Genomic DNA, 19,858 nt, shown 5'->3' with positions numbered 1-19,858 from the left:
TCGTTGAGACAGAGCCAGCTATGTTTTGGCCCTGAACTAGGGCTCTTCAAGCAAGGTGAGGATAGGTTTTGAACCACAAAGCGACCGCTACAGAACTAAATCATGAGTCACGTGTACAAAGCGAAGATCACCAAAGCATTCGCCTGTGGCTGCGACTGCTGACTTGTACGAACATGATTGAGCAACGTCTGCGCGCGCGTTTGCGGGAAGAATTTGCCACCACGCTGCCACGTTTTGATTTCATGGCTCAGCTGGAGCGAGCGCCCGACGGATTAACGATGGGAGAGTTATCTCAGCGAATGATGGTGTCAGGCGGCAATGTTTCGGGCATTGCCAACCAACTCGAAGGAGAGGGCTTCATTGATCGAAGTCCCGTCCCCGATAATCGCCGAACTTTGTGCGTTACGCTGACCGAGAAAGGCCGCAGACGCTTTGCGGATATGGCTGCAGCTCACGAGGGTTGGGTGGTGGAAATGCTGGGCGATCTGTCTCAGTCGGAGCATCAGCAGATTATGAAGCATCTCGGCCAGCTCAAGCGTGGCGTATCCCTACTGGAGGATTAACTGCAGTGTGGAAGCCCCCTCAGCGAATTAAATATCAAACAACTGTAGCGCGCTGGCCGACTCGTGATGAAGCTGCCTCATCGCAGTTGTTTTCTCCAGTAAACCTCGGGTCGGTAAAGTTAGTGCAGCGCACTTGGATACCGGCAATGGTGCCATGGCGATCTAACGAAGCTGGAGAAGTGACTCAGGACGTCATTGACTGGTACGCCCGTTTCGCGCAGGGGAAGCCCGGCGCGATTGTTGTAGAGGCGACGGGTATTAGAGACATCCCTAGCGGCCCACTGCTACGTATTTCTGACGATCGCTACATCGACGGGTTGAAGAAACTCGCTGATGCTGTGAGGGACGCGAGCGAGGGGCAAACGCGTCTTTTGATTCAGCTAATCGATTTCCTCAATATTCGAAAGCGCCCCGACCCAGAAAAGTATTTTGATCGGTTTCTCGTGATCACCCCTGAGCACCGCCAAGCGCTAGCTCTAAATGACGCACCAGAGGCTGAAGTTAGGCAGGCGTTGGCGTCGCTATCCAGCGAAACCCTCGAAAGTATTTTGAGTGCTCGGGAGTGGGATGCGCTGCAGTTCGGTGCTCGCGATCGTGTCACCGACATGGAAAACCCCGCAGTCGCTGGTCTGCCTCAAACATTACCGCCGCTGTTTGCTGCAGCTGCACTACGGGCAAAGACCGCCGGTTTTGACGGTGTCGAATTGCACTACGCCCATGCCTATACCATGTCTTCATTTTTATCGGCTACGAATACTCGAGCAGACGGCTATGGCGGGGGCGCAGCGGAGCGCATGCGTTTACCGCTGGAGGTTTACAAAGCCGTTAGAGAAAGCGTGGGAGCGGACTACACGGTGGGATGCCGCTTCCTCAGCGATGAAATTATAAATCAAGGGAGTGGGCTTGATGACGCCTGCTTTTTCGCACAGGCTTTTGCAGCCGCAGGCATGGATTTTCTGAGTCTGTCCCGTGGTGGCAAGTTTGATGATGCAAAACAGCCGCGGGTTGGTGCGGCGGCATATCCGTACACGGGCCAAAGCGGTTACGAGTGCATGCCGGCGTATTTATCGGATGAGCAGGGGCCTTGGGGGCGGAACGTAGAGCCGGTAGCAAAAATTCGTGCCTCGATACGCGAAGCTGGCTATACAACGCCTTTGGTTACCGCAGGTGGAATTTATAGTTTTGATCAGGCTGAAGCGCTGCTTGCTGACGAAAAAGCCGACATTGTCGGCTTTGCTCGACAGGCACTTGCAGATCCAGACTGGTTCGAGAAGGTGCGGACGGGTTATGGACCTGACGTCATGTTGTGTCGTTACAGCAACTACTGTGAGGGCTTGGATCAAAAGCATAAACAGGTGACTTGTGAGCTGTGGGACCGCACTGAGCTCGATAGCCAGAGGGTGGTGCTCGCGTCAGATGGCAAGCGTCGGTTGATCGCGCCGCCTTGGACGCCTAAGCCCTAGGACTACTTCCGTAACGTAGAAAATTCGACATGTGTTGTCTTGCTTTGTTTGCACTTAGCCTTGGCGCTGCTGTTCTATTGCGCCAGCTGAAACAGATGCTCTGCTTCCCGGGTTCGTTTATTATGAATACATCAAACAGCGAGGTTCTCAAAACGTGGGAATGACGGTACGGATACTCAGTTTTTTTGCGGCTTTTTGTGCGAGCCTTCAAGGTGTGCAAGCATCTCCCAGTGAGATTCTCAACGGGCTTGTCGGGCCTATTGAAGCTGCCCGCCGAGCTTCCCCAGTTGTTGATCAGGCGTGCGGAGAAGAGGGGAAAAAGGAATTTGTCAGTCTGGTGGCTCAGTCTTGGTACCTATGGTACGAGGAGCTTGCCCCCGTTTCCCCAGACGATTATCCAACTGCACAGGCCTACCTGAACGCTATCACGGCTCCGTTAGCTCCGGATGGCAGAGATCCTGGATTTTCATACATCACGACTCAGGCCGCTGACAACGCACAGGGCAGCACTGGTGCCTACGTGGGTTACGGATTCAGTTATGCCTTTGATTCGCTGGATCGCTTTATGTTTTCCGATGTTCTTCAGGGCGGGCCCGCTGGCGATGCTGAGTTTCGGCGAGGCGATGAAGTGTTGGCGATTGATGTGGGCAATGGCTTTGAAACCATCGCGCAACTGTCCCAACGGCAGGCGACCACCGCTGAGGTGTTTGGTGCTTCAGAAGCCGGTGTTGAGCGGAGTTTCCGCGTGCGACAGGAGCAGTCCGTTATAGAGGTCACGTTAACGAAGCGCGAATTAGTGACCCCACCTCTTGCGACGGAACCTCTGCTGTTAGAACGAGCGGGGAATTCCCCCGTGGGCTACCTCAACCTTAGATCCTTTATATCAACGGCGAATGATGCTCTGGCCGACGCCACCCAAGTTTTTCGGGATGCTGGGGTAACCGATCTGGTGATTGACCTTCGCTACAACGGTGGTGGCTTAGTTAGCGTTGCGGACACCATGTTGGACTTGCTGGGAGGGCTTGCGGCTACCGGTCAAGACAGTTGGAGAATTACGCACAATGACATGCACAGTGAGGAGGATTTTGGGGCAGTGTTTGCCGCACTTGAAACCTCTATGCAGCCCATGCGCATCGCTTTTATCACTACTGGGGGTACCGCATCGGCCAGCGAGTTGGTGATAAATAGTTTGGCACCCCATATCGAAGTGGTCATCGTTGGGGAGGATACCTTGGGGAAGGCCGTGGGGCAGTATGCCTTCGATCAGAGCCAGGTGCCCGAATGGGCAAGTTGCGATACCCGTCTCCGCCTCATAGCGTTTCAGATTGTCAACGGCGAGGGTGACGGAGGCTATTACAATGGGCTGGTCAGTTCTGGCGGCTTTACGTTTTGTCCGGCGAAAGATGATTTGACGCGTAATTTCGGGGACCCTGAAGAGTCGTCCCTCAACGCCGCGCTGGGATGGTTAAATAACGGCTTTTGCAGCGCCAACACCGCAACCATTAACAAAGTACCAAGGTTACGTAGATTAGACGACAACTTCGAAAATACGCCGCGATGGCATCTTGCTGAGCTTCCTGACGCCCCCTTTGGTTTGTCGCCTTGGGTGCAGTAAATCTGCTATGAACTTAAGTTTGCAGCGTGAAACGCTAAGTGCTCACCGATAAAACTCGCCACGAAAAAATAGCTGTGGTCATAACCCGCTTGCACCCTGAGTGTCACGGGGTATCCGGCGTTTGTGGCTGCCTTTAACAGTAATTCAGGCTTGAGCTGCTCAACTAGAAAGCCATCGTTACCACCTTGATCAATTAAAATAGGCAGCCGCTCTTCGGTCTGTTGGATCAGGTGACAGGCGTCGTGCTCTAGCCAAGCTGCGGTGTCCGCACCGAGATAATTGCCTAGGGCCTTGTGGCCCCAAGGGCAATTTGCCGGTGAGCAAATGGGCGAAAAAGCTGAAACTGATCGAAAGCGTGAGGGATTCCGCAAGCCTATGGTGAGAGCTCCGTGGCCGCCCATAGAGTGGCCTGTGATACCTGCCCGTTGACCATCGACTGGCAGCAAGGTATTGACCAGTGCGGGCAATTCGTCCACGACGTAGTCATACATTCGGTAGTGCGTGTTCCAGGGGGCCTGAGTGGCGTTGACATAAAAACCGGCACCTAAACCAAAGTCCCAGCTTCCCTCTGGGTCATCGGGAACACCGTCACCACGGGGGCTGGTGTCGGGGGCCACAATGGCAATGCCATGCGCTGCTGCATATTGCTGGGCTCCGGCCTTTGCGACGAAGTTCTCGTCGGTGCAGGTCAAACCAGAAAGGTAGTAGAGAACAGGAACTGGTCCGTCAGCGGCCTGTGGGGGCAGGAATACTGAAAACACCATATCGCAGCCGAGGCTTTCAGCATGATGACGATAGCGCCGCTGCTCGCCGCCAAAGCAGCGATGACTGTCAATAACCTCAGCCATATCTAGTAAACCACCACAGAACGTATGCTTTCACCGCTGTGCATTAAATCGAAAGCTTTGTTGATATCCGAGAGGGGCATCTTGTGGGTGATTAGGTCGTCAATATTAATCTTACCTTCCATGTACCAGTCAACAATTTTGGGTACATCGGTGCGGCCTCTGGCACCGCCAAATGCCGTGCCTCGCCAGGAGCGTCCGGTGACAAGCTGGAAAGGCCGGGTAGCAATCTCTTGTCCGGCTCCGGCGACGCCAATGATGCAGCTTTGTCCCCAGCCTTTATGACAGCACTCTAGCGCCTGGCGCATGACGTTTACGTTGCCGATACATTCAAAGCTGTAGTCAACACCACCACCGGTCATCTGAACCAAATGGTCGACCACATTATCGACTTCGTTGGGGTTGACGAAGTCGGTCATGCCAAATTTCTTTGCCATTTCGATTCTGTCGTTATTCAAGTCGACACCAATAATTCGAGTGGCACCTACGAGACGTGCACCCTGAATTACGTTGAGGCCGATTCCACCCAAACCAAAGACTGCAACCGTCGATCCGGCTTCAACATTCATCGTGAACGCAACCGCGCCAATACCGGTGGTGACACCGCAGCCGATGTAGCAAATCTTGTCGAAGGGGGCATCCTCTCGCACTTTGGCAACCGCAATTTCGGGTAGGACCGTAAAGTTAGAGAACGTTGAGCAGCCCATGTAGTGGAGTAAGGGTTCGCCATCGAGGGAGAAGCGGCTGGTCTTGTCGGGCATGACCCCCTGACCTTGGGTTTCTCGAATAGCTTGGCAAAGATTTGTTTTTGGATGCAGGCAGAAGTTGCATTCGCGGCATTCAGGTGTGTAAAGCGGAATCACATGATCTCCGGGTTTTACGCTAGTCACACCAGCGCCCACCTCGACAACAACCCCAGCACCTTCATGCCCTAAGATCGCGGGGAAAGCAGCTTCGGGATCGTCTCCTGATAGCGTGAACGCGTCGGTATGACAAACACCGGTTGCCATGATCTCTACCATGACTTCACCGGGTTGAGGACCCTGCAAGTCCACATCAACAATTTCCAGAGGCTTGCCGGCTCCAAAGGCCACAGCGGCGCGTGTTTTCATGATGTCTTCTCCCTAAAAGATGCCGCCAGTGTCGAACATTTCAGCTTAATTCTCCAGTCCCGATAAGGCCTAAAATTGAGTTTTTTAGTGTGGCTACTCTGTCTGCTTGAATCGGTGATTGTGAACCTACCGTCGAGGGAGTGTCGGGCCTTTAAAGCCCTTGACCACAGCTCTCGGCGAAGCGCTATGCCGACTCCCTTGGAGACTCTCACTTGGTTTTGACGGGAACAATTGAACGCGCCCTTTGCGCGATAAAAGGGCGGAAATTTGCTCGCATTCATCTGCGAATTAAGGTTGCTTCGAATTAAGGTTGCTTAAAGCCCCGCAGGGCGGCGTCGGCCTACCCGGCGGTATTTATGACTTAGCCCCTTCAGGTTCAATTACCTGTGGGCACCTCATTAAACGGAATGCCTTTATCTGCCCGTGGATCTTGTGGCAGTCCCAGCACGCGCTCGGCAATGATATTGGTCATAATTTCATCGGTACCCCCGGCAATCCGGAGTCCGGGAGCGCCCATGTAAGACCGTTGTGCAGCGCCCGCCATGAAGTCGAGGTCATCCCCCCAAAGCGCACCATGTTCCTCGAGCAGATCCATACAAAACGAGGCGATATCCTGTAATTTTGGTGCCCCCACTAATTTGCCGATAGAGTTCTCTGGGCCGGGTAATTCGCCCCTGGAGAGTGCACTGAGGGCGCGATAGCCGTTGTACTTAAGCCCGGCTTCTTGCACATGAAAATTGGCAATTTTTGCACGCACAGCACTATCCTCAATTGCCGGGCGGTCATTAATAGAGACCGTCTGCGCAATTTTCATTGCCAGCGGTACGTCAGCGCCAGCACCGCCACCACCAATAGCAAGGCGCTCGTTCATGAGAGTGGTCAACGCAACTTGCCAACCTTGTCCCACCTCACCGAGGCGGTAGCTGTCGGGTATACGGACGTCGGTGAAGTAAACCTCGTTGAAATCTGCATCACCGGTGAGCTGTTTGATTGGCTTGGTTTCGACACCTGCAGCCTTCATGTCGACCAAGAACGCAGTGAGGCCTTTGTGCTTGGCCACGGTAGGGTCGGTTCGGGTGACAATCATGCCATAGTCGGAATAGTGCGCCCCTGAGGTCCATATTTTTTGGCCGTTTATAACCCACTCGTCGCCATCTTTTTCTGCCTTTGTTCGGAGCGCAGCCAGATCTGAGCCACTGGCGGGTTCAGAAAATAACTGGCACCAGATCTCTTCGCCACTCGCCAACTTAGGAAGAAATTGGTCGCAGTATTCTTGGGTGCTCCAGGCCATGATGGTGGGCGCGATCATGCCCTGACCAATCACAAAAAAACGGGAGGGCACATCATATTTGTTCTCTTCTTGATCCCAAATAACCCGCTCAATTGCGGATGCTCCACGCCCGCCGTATTTTTTATCCCAGCCGATACAAGCCCAACCACCGTCGTATTTGCGCTTTTGCCAAAGCTTTGCAACGTCGAGTCGACTTAACCCTTGCTTGTCTTCGGCGGTGAGCTGGTTCTCGGCCATCCATGCTGCAGCTTCGCTGCGGAAAATGGCTTCTTCTGGCGTATCTTTAAAATCCATAGGATTGTTCTCCGTGACCTTAGGCGGCTGCAGGTTTTTGTTGTTCGAGGGCGGTGACGAGGCGGTCTTGCCAGTGCCGTTCAGAGCCGATCGCAAGACTCAATAACTTGGCCCGCCGATAATAAAACTGGCAGTCAAATTCCCAGGTAAAGCCCATGCCGCCATGGGTCTGAATGTTTTCTTGTGCTGCGTTTAATGATGCTTGTATGGAGGCCACCCGGGCAGTCGATGCTGCGAGGGGTAGGGTGTCGCTGTTGCTCGCTAAGGCCCACGCGCCGTGATACGCGTTGCTGCGTGCCAGGGCATTTTTAACGTACATGCCCGCGAGTTTGTGTTTGATCGCTTGAAACGAGCCGATGGCACGGCCAAAGGCATAGCGCTGTTGTGCATAGTCACAGGCCTGTTCTAGGGCTTTGTCAGCAAGCCCCAGCTGCTCCCAAGCCATGAGTACGGCAGCGCGATCAAGTAGCGCCTCAAAGGCCGACCATGCAATAGTGCCGTCGCCCAAGGCTTCTGCAGTGGCGTTATTGAAAGTCAGGGTAGCGTGGCCACGACTAAAGTCTAAGGTCTGAATGGGGCTGCGATCCACGTTGTCCTGATCAAGTTCAACAAGGCACAAGGTCACCGAGCCATCTCCAGCGGCTGCTGTGACTATGGCGATATTTGCACTTGTTCCGTCGGCGACGGGTTTTTTTCCACCGGTGAGGGTGCCATCCGACAGCGAAGTTGTGAGCGATTTTGCAGTGGTTTGCCCTGCGCCTTCTGCGTGTGCCAGCGTGGCTATACACTCACCCGACGCGAGGCCGGGCAACCAGCGTTCCTTTTGAGATTCATTTCCGAAGGCAATGAGGGCCTCGGTGGCTAGGTAAACTGACGATGAAAATGGGACTGGTGCAACCGCACGGCCCAATTCTTCAGCGATAATAGCCAGTTCGTAGTATCCCAGCCCCAAACCTCCGTAAGCTTCAGGTATAGCGGTAGCCGTCCAGCCCATTTCAGCGATGCTATTCCACAGCGTCGCGTCGTAATCTTGCTCGCCATCAAAGACCTCGCGAACTCGGGTAGGAGGGCAGTGCTGCGACAAAAAGCCTCGGGCCTGCTCACGCAGCATTAGTTGTTCTTCTGAGAACTCAAAGTTCATGCGTACCTCGTTTGGTTAAAACACCAAAAGATGAAGGAAAGGACAGAGCGTGTTTATAGCCGCTTATAGGGGGTGACAACAACGTATAGAGACAAAAAAATTAGAGCCGACTAGCAGCTCGCTGTCTCAGAGCCTCCCCTAAAAGCAGGGTATCAACGCCTATCCCGATGAAATCGGCGCCAGCTTCGGCACTTTGTTGTATTAACTCTTCGTGGGCCGTCAGGATGCCAGCAACCTTACCGGCGGCTTTGATGATTTTGATGGCTTCTATACAGCGGGCCATAAGCTCTGGATCGTTGCCTTGACCGATCTTCCCCAGAGAGGCTGCAAGGTCAGAAGGGCCAATGAATACCCCGTGTACATTTTCCACCGCTAAAATTGCATCTAGGTTCTCCAGCGCGGTGACGGTTTCAGCCTGCACGATGAGACAAATTTCGCCATTGGCGTTGTGCAGGTAATCGGGCACTTGGTTCCAATGCGAGGCGCGCGCTAGAGCGGTCCCTACACCTCGGTGTCCCGTTGGTGGATAGTAGACGGCATCGACACAAGCTTGTGCCTGCTCCGGCGTGTCAATCATAGGAACGATGAAAGTTTGCGCACCCATCTCCAGAAATTTTTTGAGGAGAGCGGGGTCACCATTAACGGGGCGGACTATCGGTGCTACGGGGTAGGGTGCCATTGCGCGCAGGTGCGCCATGACATCACTGAGCTCAAAGGGAGCATGTTCGTGGTCTATGAGTAACCAATCAAAACCTGCATTGGCAGCAATTTCAGCCACATTGGGGTCGGGTAAACCCAGCCAACAGCCCCATAAAGTTCGGCCTTTTTTGAGTCGCTCCAAAAACAAGTTGCGTGGCAGGTTCATGATCTCATTCCTAGGTAAAGGTTACGTCAATAGTCCCTAGCGGCCCGTAATCACAGGTCATTTTGTCGCCAGCTTTTGCCACTACCGGTCGCGTGAATGATCCGCTGAGTACTAATTGCCCCGGTTCTAATCCCACGCCGTGAGTGGCAAAACGCTTACAAACCCAGCAAATGCCCTTTGCCGGGTGGTCCTGCACTCCGGCAGCGAGCCCGGTTTCTTCAACTTCGCCGTTTACATAGAGAATGGCTCCGGACCAGCGGAGGTCAATGTCTTCAGGCGCAAATCGCTTGTCTCCAACAATATACCCGGCGTTGGCTGCGTTGTCGGCAATGGTATCGAACACCTTTCGGGTGTATCCCGATTCAGGGTCGGTGCGAAAACTACGTGCGGCGATCAGCTCGAGAGAGGGCACGACATAGTCGGTAGCATCAAGCACTTGTTCAATGGTGACGTCATTGCCAAATAGCGATTTTTTCATGACGAAGGCGAGTTCGACTTCGATTCTTGGATCACAGAAGTTTGCAGCAACCACTGTACTGTTGTTAGCAAAATACATGCTCTCCAGTAGCACCCCAAAGTCAGGTGTCGTGATGTTCATGGCGTTTTGCATGGCTCGCGATGTTAAGCCAATTTTGTAACCCGTTACTCGATCGCCAGCTGCGACTTTGCGATCCACCCAAGCCCGCTGTACTGCGTAGGCATCATCCATGGTCATATCAGGGTAGGCGAGTGTCAGAGGTTTGATTTGTTGTCCTGTTTGCTCGGCTTCAAAAAGTGCAGCGGCTGCGTTTTCTATAGCGATAGAATCTAGCATGGGTGTCCTCAGGTGTTTTTGAAGTTGAACTTCACGGAGTTGATTTCCCGCATTTCAAAGGACAGCGCTATTTTTTGTGTCTCTAACAGCGGCTCCATATGATTTTTTAGCGCTTCAAAAATCCGCTCTCCCGCTTTTTTGCGGTCCTGCTCGCTACGGCCTTGACCAACATTCATCGTAACGTGCACAAAGCCATTGGCGGCGTCACCTGCCCCAACATGCTGGTAATCGGCGCGGTAAGCCCTTGCTCGGATGCCCGCTTCTGGGAAAAGGCCAGTATTCACTGCGGTTGCTGTCAGGGTTTCTAGTAACGTGGGTATATCAAGAGCGTTTTCGGGTAGGTTATTTGAAAACTCAACGATGAAGTGTGGCATGTTAGCGGCGCTCGATTTGGATTTACTGGATTGGGAACACGGCATTGATTTGCCCTGTTCCTGAACTGCCAAAGTAGGGCGTCAACACTTCGACTTTGCCCTCGTAATTATCCCAGCCCAGTGCGCCAAGTAACATGGCGGTGTCGTGCATAAATCCTTCACCATGGCATTTGTCGGCGTACTCTGGGAGCATGGCGACAAACTCCTGCCAGTTACCCTGCTCCCACATTCGAACCACCGTTCGATCCATTTGTTCCATCATTGGTGACCATACCCGGTGAAGGTAGTGCTCAGAGACACCGTTTTGCGCAAAGCGATGGGACAGTGAGCCAGATGCTAGTAAGGCGACCTTGCCGCTGTAATGCTGCTCCACGCTGGCTCTAACTGCAGCACCGAGCCGTCCACTTTCCTCTAGGTCATGGACCTGACACATGGCCGAAATAGAAACAACTTTGAAGTGGCGGTCCTCGTTCATGTAGCGCATAGGCACGAGGGTGCCATATTCTAAAGCTAAGGTTGTATCGCTATGGGCTCGGGTGTTGACCCCAGCTTGGCTACAGCCTTCGGCGATGATTTCTCCTAAAGCCGTGTTTCCCTCGTAGTCGTAGGGCATATTTTTAATAAAGTGAGGGAGTTCATTGCTGGTATACACGCCCTGAAAGTGCGGGGCATTGTTGATGTGGTAGCCCGAATTAACCAGCCAGTGCGTGTCGAATATGACAAGGGTATCCACATCCAATTCACGGCAGCGTCTCGAGATTTCATGATGGCCTGCAATGGCAGCGTCACGACAACCTTTGTGGGGACCATCCATTTCTGACAGGTACATGGACGGAACATGGGTTATTTTTGCGGCAAATGCGATGCTTCCCATAGACCTGATTCCTTAAGTTCGCTGTCCCAATACGGGAATGCTGTGGGTGTCGTGAGCAATACAAACATTTTTGGTTTCCATATAGAAATCAAAACTATAGTCGCCGCCATCGCGCCCCATCCCGCTCATCTTCATCCCGCCAAAAGGCGAGGGCAGGTTCCGATTATTTTCTGAGTTGACCCAGAGCATCCCAGCTTCAATGCGCTGTGCCAAACGCATCGCTCGCCCCGTGTCCTTGGTCCAGATATAACCTGCAAGTCCAAAGTCTGTATCGTTAGCAAGGGCGATCACCTCTTCTTCAGTATCAAAGCCGATGGCGGTGAGCACAGGTCCAAAAATCTCCTCTCTTGCAACGCGCATTTTATTATCGGCGTCAATGAATAGGGTGGGGGACACATAGTTGCCCGCTCCCAAGTCATCGCGTCGATTTCCGCCCGCTGCAACGGTAGCGCCGTCTTCAACTGCTGCGCTCAGGTAGTGCATGACTTTTTTGAGATGCCCTTCATGAATGAGAGGCCCTACCTCGGTTGCAGGGTCTAAGGGTGGACCGACGACCAAAGCTTCAACGCGCTTTCGTACATCTTGCAAAAATCGCTCACGAATACCGTTGTGAATGTACAGTCTAGAGCTAGAGGTGCAGCGCTGGCCGTTGAGACTGTAGATCATAAAAATGACAGCATCCAACGCCCTGTCGTAATCGGCATCGTCAAAAACAATGACAGGGTTTTTCCCCCCAAGTTCAAGGTGCACCCGTTTGATCGTGTCGGCGCCTTGGCGCAAAATTTGGCTGCCTGTTCGGGTTTCACCAACGAGTGCTATCGCTTTAATAGCGGGATGCTCACAAAGCCTGCGCCCTACAGTTTCTCCGTATCCCTGCACTGTATTCCACACTCCGGCAGGAATACCGGCCTCCGCACTAATCTCCGCCAGTAAATGTGCTGACAGTGGGCTCAATTCCGCGGGTTTATGCACAACGGTGCACCCTGCGGCGAGTGCCGGTGCAATTTTCCAAGTAGCCAGCATGAACGGGGTATTCCATGGCGTTATGATGCCCACTGGGCCTATCGGGCTGCGTAGTGTGAAGTTGGTGTGATCAGCCTGAAGCAGTGATTGTCCGTTTCTCGCTTCGGTGGCTTTATCGGCAAAAAAGCGAAAGTTCGCGGCACCCCGAATGGCGGCCTGTTTCATAAATCGAATCGCTTGGCCACAATCGGAAGATTCAACAAGAGCAATTTCATCGGCCCTGCTTTCGATTAAATCCGCAAAATGATGCAGGATTTTCTTTCTGCTGGCTCCTGGCATGGCGGACCAGTCTTGGAAGGCGTTCGCCGCAGCTTCGCAGGCGCGATCCATGTCAGATTCTGTGCCTGCGACAATTTCTCCTAAGGATTTATTGGTGGCTGGGTCTAAATTGGTAAAGGTCTGTTGGCCTTGTGTTGCTACCCACTCGCCGTCAATAAAGTGGCCCGTCACGCTTTTTTTAAAGCGTGATAAGTAGCGGGTTGCTCGGGCTTCGTTGTCGACAAAAACGGTGGTAGGTGGCATCGTGATCTCCCAGCACTGGCACAAAGTGCGCCATATTGGGTAACATGTTACCCTTTATGCGGCGGGCCAACAATATAGATGAGCATATTGGTTGCTCACAGTCCGGTTCTTTTTTCATGGCCTCAGGCTTTATGAGCATTGAGGCGAGCTAGTTGGTCGTTGAATAGCACCATAGGCGAGGGGCGAATGCGCGAAGCTGAAGAATGGTTTTTATACAACTGCTGGTATGCGGCAGCCTGGACGAGTGAAATCGAGGATGGCAAACCCTTTTCCCGAACATTGCTGGAGAAACCCATTGTCATCTACAAGAACGCATCAAGTGTCTATGTGGCCTTGGATAACCGCTGCTGTCACCGATCTGCGCCGCTATCGATGGGCCGTATCGAGGGCGACTGTTTGCGGTGTATGTATCACGGGATGAAATACGACCCTTCGGGTCAGTGTGTTGAAATCCCCGGGCAGGCAAAAATCAGCAGTAACCACCGAGTACACAGTTACCCGTTGGTTGATCGAGGGGGAATGCTTTGGATCTGGATGGGAGAACCCGATAAGGCCAATTCGGAGGATATTCCACACTTTGAGCCTTTGGAGGATCCCGAGTGGTGCGGGCTTCCCAATCGTTGCTATCTGCACTACGACGCGAATTGGATGCTCATCGTTGATAACCTTGCCGACTTTTCGCATTTGGCTTTCGTGCACACCTCGACCCTTGGGGGATCGGAAGACTACGCCACAGAGTCGGCTCAGCACGTGGACAAACTCGATAACGGTTTTGAATTTGAGCGCTGGCACCGGGGCAGTGAGCAGCCGCCATATTTGCAGAAGATTACGCCTTGGCCTGCTGATATGGTTGTGGACCGCAGAAACTTTGTCCGTATGTACACCCCCGGTATTTTCCTCATGGACACTCAATTTGGACCCGAGGGTTGGGATCAAGAGGCGCAACAGCCCAAGTTATTGGAGTTCCGCAACTGCCAATATATGACCCCGGAGACAAGAAGCTCCTCGCATTTTTTCTGGGAGTACCTACGGAACTTTCGTAAGGGTGACAACGAGGCGGGGGAAACGCTTAAAGCGGCAATGTTCGATGGCTTTTATGAGGACAAAGTTATTATTGAGGCTCAGCAGCAGCTCCTCGAAGCACATGGTGATTTTCAGCCCCGTGGTTTAGCGAGCGACAATGCGTTGGCGCAATTTCGGCGAGTTTGGTTTGAGCGCATTGCAGAGGAAAGGAAGACCTTTCCGGTACCTGCAGAAACTATTAAAAATCCGGTGATATAAAAATGGCGATTCGAACGGTAAGTTTTAGAGTGGGAGAAAAAGTCTCATGGGGAGTGACGACTGACGGGGTCGGCATTGTCGATTTAGGGGCGCGTTATGGTGGGTCAGTTTTGGAGCGACTGACGCGCGGCCAAGGTATTGCGTCCCTCGCGGACCTGGCTGATCAGCAGTCGCCGGATGTGGCGGTGACTGATGTGGTGTTGCTGCCACCTGTAGTTTGTGGGCCCAAAATCATATGTATCGGCGTTAACTACGCTAACCGGAATGCCGAGTACAAAGACAAGACGCCGGATCCCGAGTGGCCCAGCCTTTTTATGAGAGGGCAAGAGTCCTTCACGGGTAGTGGTCAAAACCTGTGGCGTCCCCCCGAGAGCCCGCAGCTCGATTATGAGGGAGAGATCGTGATGGTGATTGGTAAAGCGGGTCATCGCATACCCCAGGAAAAAGCAATGGAGCATGTGGCGGGTTACACCCTAATGAATGAGGGCACGATTCGCGACTGGGTACGTCATGCCAAGTTCAATGTGACTCAAGGCAAAAACTTTCCCTGCTCCGGAGCGATTGGGCCCTGGTTGGTGGACGCTGCTGATGTGGGCAGTCACGCTGAGCTGTCCCTAGAGACCCGGGTCAACGGGGAGTTAAGACAGCAGGACACAACGGCTAATCTCATGTTTCCTTTTGATTACCTTATAAGCTACTTGTCAATTTTTTATACGCTGCAACCTGGAGACATGATCTCAACAGGTACGCCAAATGGTGCGGGTGCCCGGTTTGATCCGCCTAAGTATCTGGCGCCGGGTGATGTCGTAGAGGTTACCTGCCCATCGATTGGAACACTCTCCAATACAGTGGCGGACGACCCGACAGCTGAGGCGGACATGACGTTACAGCTTCGTAGTAATCGACAGGATTAAGCAGCCTTAACATTCGGAAAAAAATACCACTGGAGCCTAACAATCCTTACGGGCTGTTTCAGTCAAAAAACCGGTTTCAGCGGCTAAAGCGCTTTGGCGATGCCACCAAAGCGCTCATAAAAATAATGCTCTGACTCTGGTAACCGCCCTTGTCGATTCACCAGTTCGGTTTGGATGTAGTGGGTAGAGGGCGCAGCAAGATCCCGATACAAAGCCTGTGCAAGCTGTCGCGCGACCGTGCCTTGCCAGCGGTTTGGGAGAAGGTCATTAGGCAGCGGCGTATCTCTGAGGAGAATACGGCGGTATTCGTGGATGAGCAGCAGTCGAGCCTGGAAGGCTTCAACGGGTGTTGCTAATTGGCCTTTATCGAGGGCTTTTTTTAACGGTCTGAACAACCCAATTAATTGCCGATAGTCTTCCTCAAGATGACTCAGTTGCCATTGCTCGCTGACGATGGCACGCCACTCCTTTGACGTTGTAAGCGCCGTTGTTTTTGCCTCCATAACCACCACGCCGCTGCTGAGGTCAAACTCGTCCAGTAAGTCGCGTATGGATTCCTCGTCCCCGCCCGGGCGCGCGAAGGTGCCATTGCTAATGGGGCGAAAGCCAAGCCAAGTTAAACTTCGCCTGAAATCGTCCCGCAGGTGCTCGGGCAAATGTGTTGGCATGAGCAGTTGCCAACCGCCGCGCCAACTGTCCCCGCCAGCGCTGTAAATGCGCTGTGCCGCGCGTTGGTATTCCTTGCCGCCACTTCGGGTGAACCCATAGAAGCTTTTGCGACCTTCGCGCTCGACCTCTAACCAGCCCTCTTTGGCGAGTCTAAAAACTGAAGTTCGAACCAAACGATCATTAACGCCTAAAGCGTCTACCGACTTGGCAATACTGCCCAACCAGATCTCTCCACCATGCTGAGAGATGACGTCACCAAAGAGCGTGATTATGAGGGACTTTGCCCGCATCGGCTGTCTCTCTCGAAAGGCACTGATAATGGGTTGTAACTGTTTCGCAATACTCAAATTATTTCCTCGACGGGAGCTGCATTAGGCTCAATACGATACAAAAACGTTGCACAAAATGCTGCACTTGTATTACTTTAAAATTTAAGTATACCAACTGAACAAGGCAAAACTGGCTGTGTCAGAAACTCTTACCTCCTTGAACGATGTGAAGCGGCTATCCAAAGACAGTTTGGAGGCACTACAGGTTTCCCGCCTGCAACAAACACTACAGCACGTGTTTGATAATTCACCACCTTACCGGGAAAAATTTAATGAGGCAGGCGTTCATCCTGGTGATTTAAAAAACCTGCAAGACTTAAAGAAGTTTCCATTCACTACCAAGCAGGATCTTCGTGCGCACTATCCCTTTGGCCTGTTCAGTGTGCCCATGGACCAAGTGGCGCGAATTCATGCGTCGAGTGGCACTACAGGAAAACCCACGGTGGTTGGGTATACCCAGGATGATATAGATCACTGGGCAACCTGTGTTGCGCGCTCTATTGAGGCGGCGGGAGGTCGGGCCGGTGATCGGGTTCAGGTGGCTTATGGCTATGGGCTTTTCACCGGGGGCTTAGGGGCTCATTACGGCGCAGAGAAGTTGGGTTGCACAGTCATTCCCATGTCGGGTGGTCAAACCGAAAAGCAGGTGCAGCTGCTGCAGGATTTTCAATCTGACATCATCATGGTGACGCCGTCATACATGCTTAACATCGCCGATGAGCTAGACCGCCAAGGGGTCGATCCTCGAGAACTAAAATTGCGCCTTGGAATTTTTGGTGCCGAGCCCTGGACCAACGCTATGCGACAGGCCATCGAAACGCGTTGTGGCATAGACGCGACAGACATTTACGGCCTTTCCGAGGTAATGGGGCCAGGTGTTGCGCAGGAGTTTGTGGACAGCAAAGACGGACCGACCATTTGGGAGGATCATTTCCTGCCGGAGATCATAGATCCCGAAACCGGCGATGTATTAGAAGAGGGTCAGGAAGGCGAGTTGGTTTTCACCAGCCTAACCAAGCAAGCTTTCCCCGTGATTCGTTATCGCACCCGAGATCTCACACGACTGTTACCAGGGAGTGAGTGCGTCATGCGGCGGATTGCCAAAATCACCGGGCGCTCTGATGACATGCTGATTATTCGTGGCGTCAACGTTTTCCCCAGCCAAATTGAAGAGCTCCTTTTGCAAAAGCCAGAGCTGTCACCACACTATCAAATAGAACTTAACCGTGCGGGCAACATGGATGAGGTGACGTTGCATGTAGAGGAAAAGCCTGACGCAAACGACGCCCAAGCACAGGCTAGTGATTTACAGCAGCGCATCAAAAATCTGGTAGGAATTAGCTGTCGAATGCAAGTGCACAGCAGTGGAGGGCTGCCGCGCTCTGAGGGCAAGGCGAAGCGAGTCATTGATCGAAGATAATAATTGAAAGGCCTGCTGGCAGCCCCAAAATGTGGCCACAACCTTTTGCGCATCTACGTCAATCAAAACCAAGCCAAAAAAAAGGCGCCCTTTTGCAGGCGCCTGTTCGTAGCCAAATGTCTCTACTCAGAAACGATAGCGCGCTTCAAGACCAATGGTTCGAGGTCGATTAGTCACGATACGTGGCCGTCCGGGCATCTCGGCTGCAATTGACCGATTGTCCGCAAGGTTAGCGCGCTCGTCGGTAACATTGTCAGCAAACAGGGTGACATCCCAGTTTTCATTCAGTACGCCTGCGCGCAGGTTCAGAGCAGACCAGCTGTCTCGGTCGACAATCGAGCCGTTGTTAAAGCTGGTGCTCTCGCCGTAATAGTTCGCGTCGGCCCGCAGTCGTGCATCCCAGGCGCTGAAGGCGGGGAATATGTACTGGGCAGAGCCAGTGCCGGTCCAGTCAGGGACACCGTGAAGTGCTTGGCCTTCTGCATAACCCGGAAAGCCATCACCTGAGGCGCTAGCGACTTCGGTCTCGGTGTAGCCAATACCTACATCAAGTGTCAGACCTTCAATGGGTGCCGCTGAGAGCTCTACTTCAAAACCTTTACTCTCGACATCACCCACGTTGGCGTCGACCTGAAAACCACAAGCTAGCCGTTGTACTTGCAAAGAGTCACTCCAATCAATAAAAAATGCTGCGGCATTGAGTGAGACACGGTTATCGGCAAGTCGCGATTTAACGCCCACCTCATAGCTCCAAAGACTATCTGAGTCGTAGGTTCTCAGGGCATCTGGGTCGAGGCCTACTCGGTCGAGTTCATCGCCACACAGTGTTGGAGAAATTTGCCCGTTCACGCCACCAATTCTGAACCCCTTTGATGCTGTGGCATAAAAATTCACATCATCAGTCGCATCAAAAGACGCCATGACTTTTGGATTGAAGCCGCTTTCGCTTTGCTTGCCCGAGAAGGAACTGGGGCCTCCATTGGCGAAACCATCGGAGGCTGCCTCAAAGGTAACTTCAGTGTCATACCAGCGACCCCCTGCCGTGAGCGCAATGCGATCTGTTAGATCGAAAGTCACCTCACCAAATAGGGCAAGTTCATCAACTTGCTCGGGTTGACTGGTAATGAAGATGAGGTCTCCAGGGACAATTCCTGCTGATCCGGGGGCTGGTATACCGAGGGCATTGTCAAGGGCGGCATTTGCGCCTAGCTGTAAGGCGGGCGGGTAGCCTCGAATACCTTCGCTATCGCCGTAGAAAAAGCCCACGGTATAGTTTATGCGGCCTTCCAAATTACTGCTGTAGCGCGTTTCGTGTGTGAAATTTTCATATTCTGAGGTGGTCTCTAATACCGACTCTAATGGAGTGATAGGAATACCCACCGCGGCACCGTAGATGAAATCGAGGAAGGTGTGCTCTTCTTCAAACTCGGAGGTGTCACGCTCATAAAAAGCGGTTGTAGATGTCACATCTCCAGCCCTGAGTGACCAATTAACGACAACGCTCGCTATCCACCACTCGTCCTCACCCGGCTCGTCAGCGTCAAAGAAACGTCTTGTTTCCATATTCTCTGAATTGACATCGGCAAAGGGCAGGCCGTCAGCTTTGATTTTTTGATACATGAACTTTGGGGTAATAGACAGGTTGTCGGTGGGCATCCATTTCATGGCAATTTGAGCGCCATAATAATCTTCGTCGTCTACGTCCTCATTGGTGTCGAACGCAGGGGTTGTACCCTGAGTAATCTCCCCTGTCTGGTAGTTCAACCAATTGGGCTCGTAGACTCGATCGTAGATACCAGAAACCGAGCCGTAGTAACCCGCAATGCGCAAACCAAGCTTATCTTTAACGAGGGGTATGTTGATATTGCCGTCAAACGCATAATTCTCACCGCCATCAGCAACAGAAGATACCGATGTGTGGATTGATCCTGAGCTCTCATCTAGGCTGGGCTGTTGTGTTATCAGGCGAATGGTGCCGCCCATAGAGCGAGCGCCATAAAGAGAACCTTGTGGGCCTCGAAGAACCTCGATGCGTTCTAGATCAATGACTCGTGGCTGAAGAGCAGCGGTAACGGGAACATCGTCTATATAGATGCCGGTGGTAGCTGAGGACGATTTGTCACCGCTGCCAAATACACCGCGTAGTGAAGGAGAGTTGGAATCAAAGCGGCCGTCAGACTGAAATGCGGTTCCTAAATTTGGGATCCTGACGGCGAAATCGAGGTAGCTATCGATGCCCATTTCTTCAATGGATTGTTCTGACAATACCGTAATTGACATGCCGACTTCTTGTAAGGATTGCGCTCGCTTTGTAGCCGTAACAATGACTTCTTCGAGTTGCCCAGATTCTTGAGCATACAGCGCATTTGAAAAGCACGCTGCAGCGCAAGCTAGTGCGAGCGGAGTTTTTGAGAACAGTTTGGAAAATGTTATTTTCATGAGTCGCTCC

At 52.7% G+C, this 19,858-nt stretch carries 17 protein-coding genes; 6 read left to right on the top strand and 11 right to left on the bottom strand.

Translation table 11 applies throughout. The features are described from left to right. Window positions 1–68: 68 nt before the first annotated feature. The 3 genes from ACMAZB_RS09075 (at window position 69) to ACMAZB_RS09065 (ending at window position 3,641) form a co-directional block, all read left to right on the top strand. The gene (locus ACMAZB_RS09075) at window positions 69–563 is read left to right on the top strand and encodes a MarR family winged helix-turn-helix transcriptional regulator (RefSeq protein ID WP_435211159.1); all 495 of its coding nucleotides are present in this window, start codon (window positions 69–71) and stop codon (window positions 561–563) included. Between the two features lie 5 nt (window positions 564–568). Beyond that, complete coding sequence (locus ACMAZB_RS09070) at window positions 569–2,026, top strand: NADH:flavin oxidoreductase (protein WP_435216634.1); 1,458 nt, start codon at window positions 569–571, stop codon at window positions 2,024–2,026. A 160-nt stretch (window positions 2,027–2,186) separates the two neighbouring features. Next, a complete protein-coding gene (locus tag ACMAZB_RS09065) occupies window positions 2,187–3,641 on the top strand; it encodes a S41 family peptidase (protein ID WP_435220069.1) in 1,455 nt (484 codons plus the stop codon). Between the two features lie 5 nt (window positions 3,642–3,646). On the opposite strand, the gene fghA is transcribed toward ACMAZB_RS09065, so the two are convergent. From fghA to hpaE, 9 genes are all read right to left on the bottom strand, one after another. After that, window positions 3,647–4,489, bottom strand: a complete 843-nt coding sequence (fghA, locus tag ACMAZB_RS09060) for an S-formylglutathione hydrolase (protein ID WP_435216632.1) — start codon at window positions 4,487–4,489, stop codon at window positions 3,647–3,649. A gap of 2 nt (window positions 4,490–4,491) precedes the next feature. Continuing rightward, complete coding sequence (locus ACMAZB_RS09055) at window positions 4,492–5,598, bottom strand: S-(hydroxymethyl)glutathione dehydrogenase/class III alcohol dehydrogenase (protein WP_435216630.1); 1,107 nt, start codon at window positions 5,596–5,598, stop codon at window positions 4,492–4,494. Between the two features lie 376 nt (window positions 5,599–5,974). Then, the gene (locus ACMAZB_RS09050; RefSeq protein ID WP_435211149.1) at window positions 5,975–7,183 is read right to left on the bottom strand and encodes an acyl-CoA dehydrogenase family protein; all 1,209 of its coding nucleotides are present in this window, start codon (window positions 7,181–7,183) and stop codon (window positions 5,975–5,977) included. A gap of 19 nt (window positions 7,184–7,202) precedes the next feature. Continuing rightward, window positions 7,203–8,324: an acyl-CoA dehydrogenase family protein gene (locus tag ACMAZB_RS09045; RefSeq protein WP_435216628.1), complete on the bottom strand. Its 1,122-nt coding sequence runs from the start codon at window positions 8,322–8,324 to the stop codon at window positions 7,203–7,205. Between the two features lie 100 nt (window positions 8,325–8,424). Further along, entirely contained in the window at window positions 8,425–9,189 is a 765-nt protein-coding gene (locus ACMAZB_RS09040; protein WP_435211145.1) for an aldolase/citrate lyase family protein, read from the bottom strand. A gap of 10 nt (window positions 9,190–9,199) precedes the next feature. Then, window positions 9,200–10,003, bottom strand: a complete 804-nt coding sequence (gene hpaH / locus ACMAZB_RS09035) for a 2-oxo-hept-4-ene-1,7-dioate hydratase (protein WP_435216626.1) — start codon at window positions 10,001–10,003, stop codon at window positions 9,200–9,202. An 8-nt stretch (window positions 10,004–10,011) separates the two neighbouring features. After that, window positions 10,012–10,377, bottom strand: coding sequence for a 5-carboxymethyl-2-hydroxymuconate isomerase (locus ACMAZB_RS09030; RefSeq protein WP_435216624.1), 366 nt, complete (start codon window positions 10,375–10,377; stop codon window positions 10,012–10,014). A 22-nt stretch (window positions 10,378–10,399) separates the two neighbouring features. Then, a complete protein-coding gene (hpaD, locus tag ACMAZB_RS09025) occupies window positions 10,400–11,251 on the bottom strand; it encodes a 3,4-dihydroxyphenylacetate 2,3-dioxygenase (RefSeq protein ID WP_435216622.1) in 852 nt (283 codons plus the stop codon). Window positions 11,252–11,263: 12 nt separating this feature from the next. Continuing rightward, window positions 11,264–12,796, bottom strand: a complete 1,533-nt coding sequence (hpaE, locus tag ACMAZB_RS09020) for a 5-carboxymethyl-2-hydroxymuconate semialdehyde dehydrogenase (RefSeq protein ID WP_435211139.1) — start codon at window positions 12,794–12,796, stop codon at window positions 11,264–11,266. Window positions 12,797–12,982: 186 nt separating this feature from the next. Here hpaE and ACMAZB_RS09015 point away from each other — a divergent pair, with 186 nt between their 5' ends. Together ACMAZB_RS09015 and ACMAZB_RS09010 are read left to right on the top strand one after the other, a co-directional pair. Then, window positions 12,983–14,077 (top strand): Rieske 2Fe-2S domain-containing protein, encoded by a 1,095-nt coding sequence (locus ACMAZB_RS09015; RefSeq protein WP_435216620.1) that lies wholly within the window; start codon window positions 12,983–12,985, stop codon window positions 14,075–14,077. A gap of 2 nt (window positions 14,078–14,079) precedes the next feature. Continuing rightward, the gene (locus tag ACMAZB_RS09010; protein WP_435216618.1) at window positions 14,080–14,991 is read left to right on the top strand and encodes a fumarylacetoacetate hydrolase family protein; all 912 of its coding nucleotides are present in this window, start codon (window positions 14,080–14,082) and stop codon (window positions 14,989–14,991) included. Between the two features lie 83 nt (window positions 14,992–15,074). Here ACMAZB_RS09010 and paaX read toward each other — a convergent pair whose 3' ends face one another. Continuing rightward, window positions 15,075–16,007: a phenylacetic acid degradation operon negative regulatory protein PaaX gene (gene paaX / locus ACMAZB_RS09005; RefSeq protein WP_435216616.1), complete on the bottom strand. Its 933-nt coding sequence runs from the start codon at window positions 16,005–16,007 to the stop codon at window positions 15,075–15,077. A gap of 118 nt (window positions 16,008–16,125) precedes the next feature. Here paaX and paaK point away from each other — a divergent pair, with 118 nt between their 5' ends. Next, entirely contained in the window at window positions 16,126–17,409 is a 1,284-nt protein-coding gene (gene paaK / locus ACMAZB_RS09000; protein WP_435216614.1) for a phenylacetate--CoA ligase PaaK, read from the top strand. A 126-nt stretch (window positions 17,410–17,535) separates the two neighbouring features. Here paaK and ACMAZB_RS08995 read toward each other — a convergent pair whose 3' ends face one another. Next, window positions 17,536–19,848 carry a TonB-dependent receptor gene (locus ACMAZB_RS08995; protein WP_435216613.1) on the bottom strand — a complete coding sequence of 771 codons (2,313 nt, stop codon included), beginning with the start codon at window positions 19,846–19,848 and terminating at the stop codon, window positions 17,536–17,538. Window positions 19,849–19,858 lie beyond the last annotated feature (10 nt).

This window comes from Luminiphilus sp. nBUS_07 (genome assembly GCF_051201685.1).
In the GTDB taxonomy this organism is placed as follows: Bacteria; Pseudomonadota; Gammaproteobacteria; order Pseudomonadales; family Halieaceae; genus Luminiphilus.
This window is presented reverse-complemented; position numbering and strand designations above follow the sequence as displayed.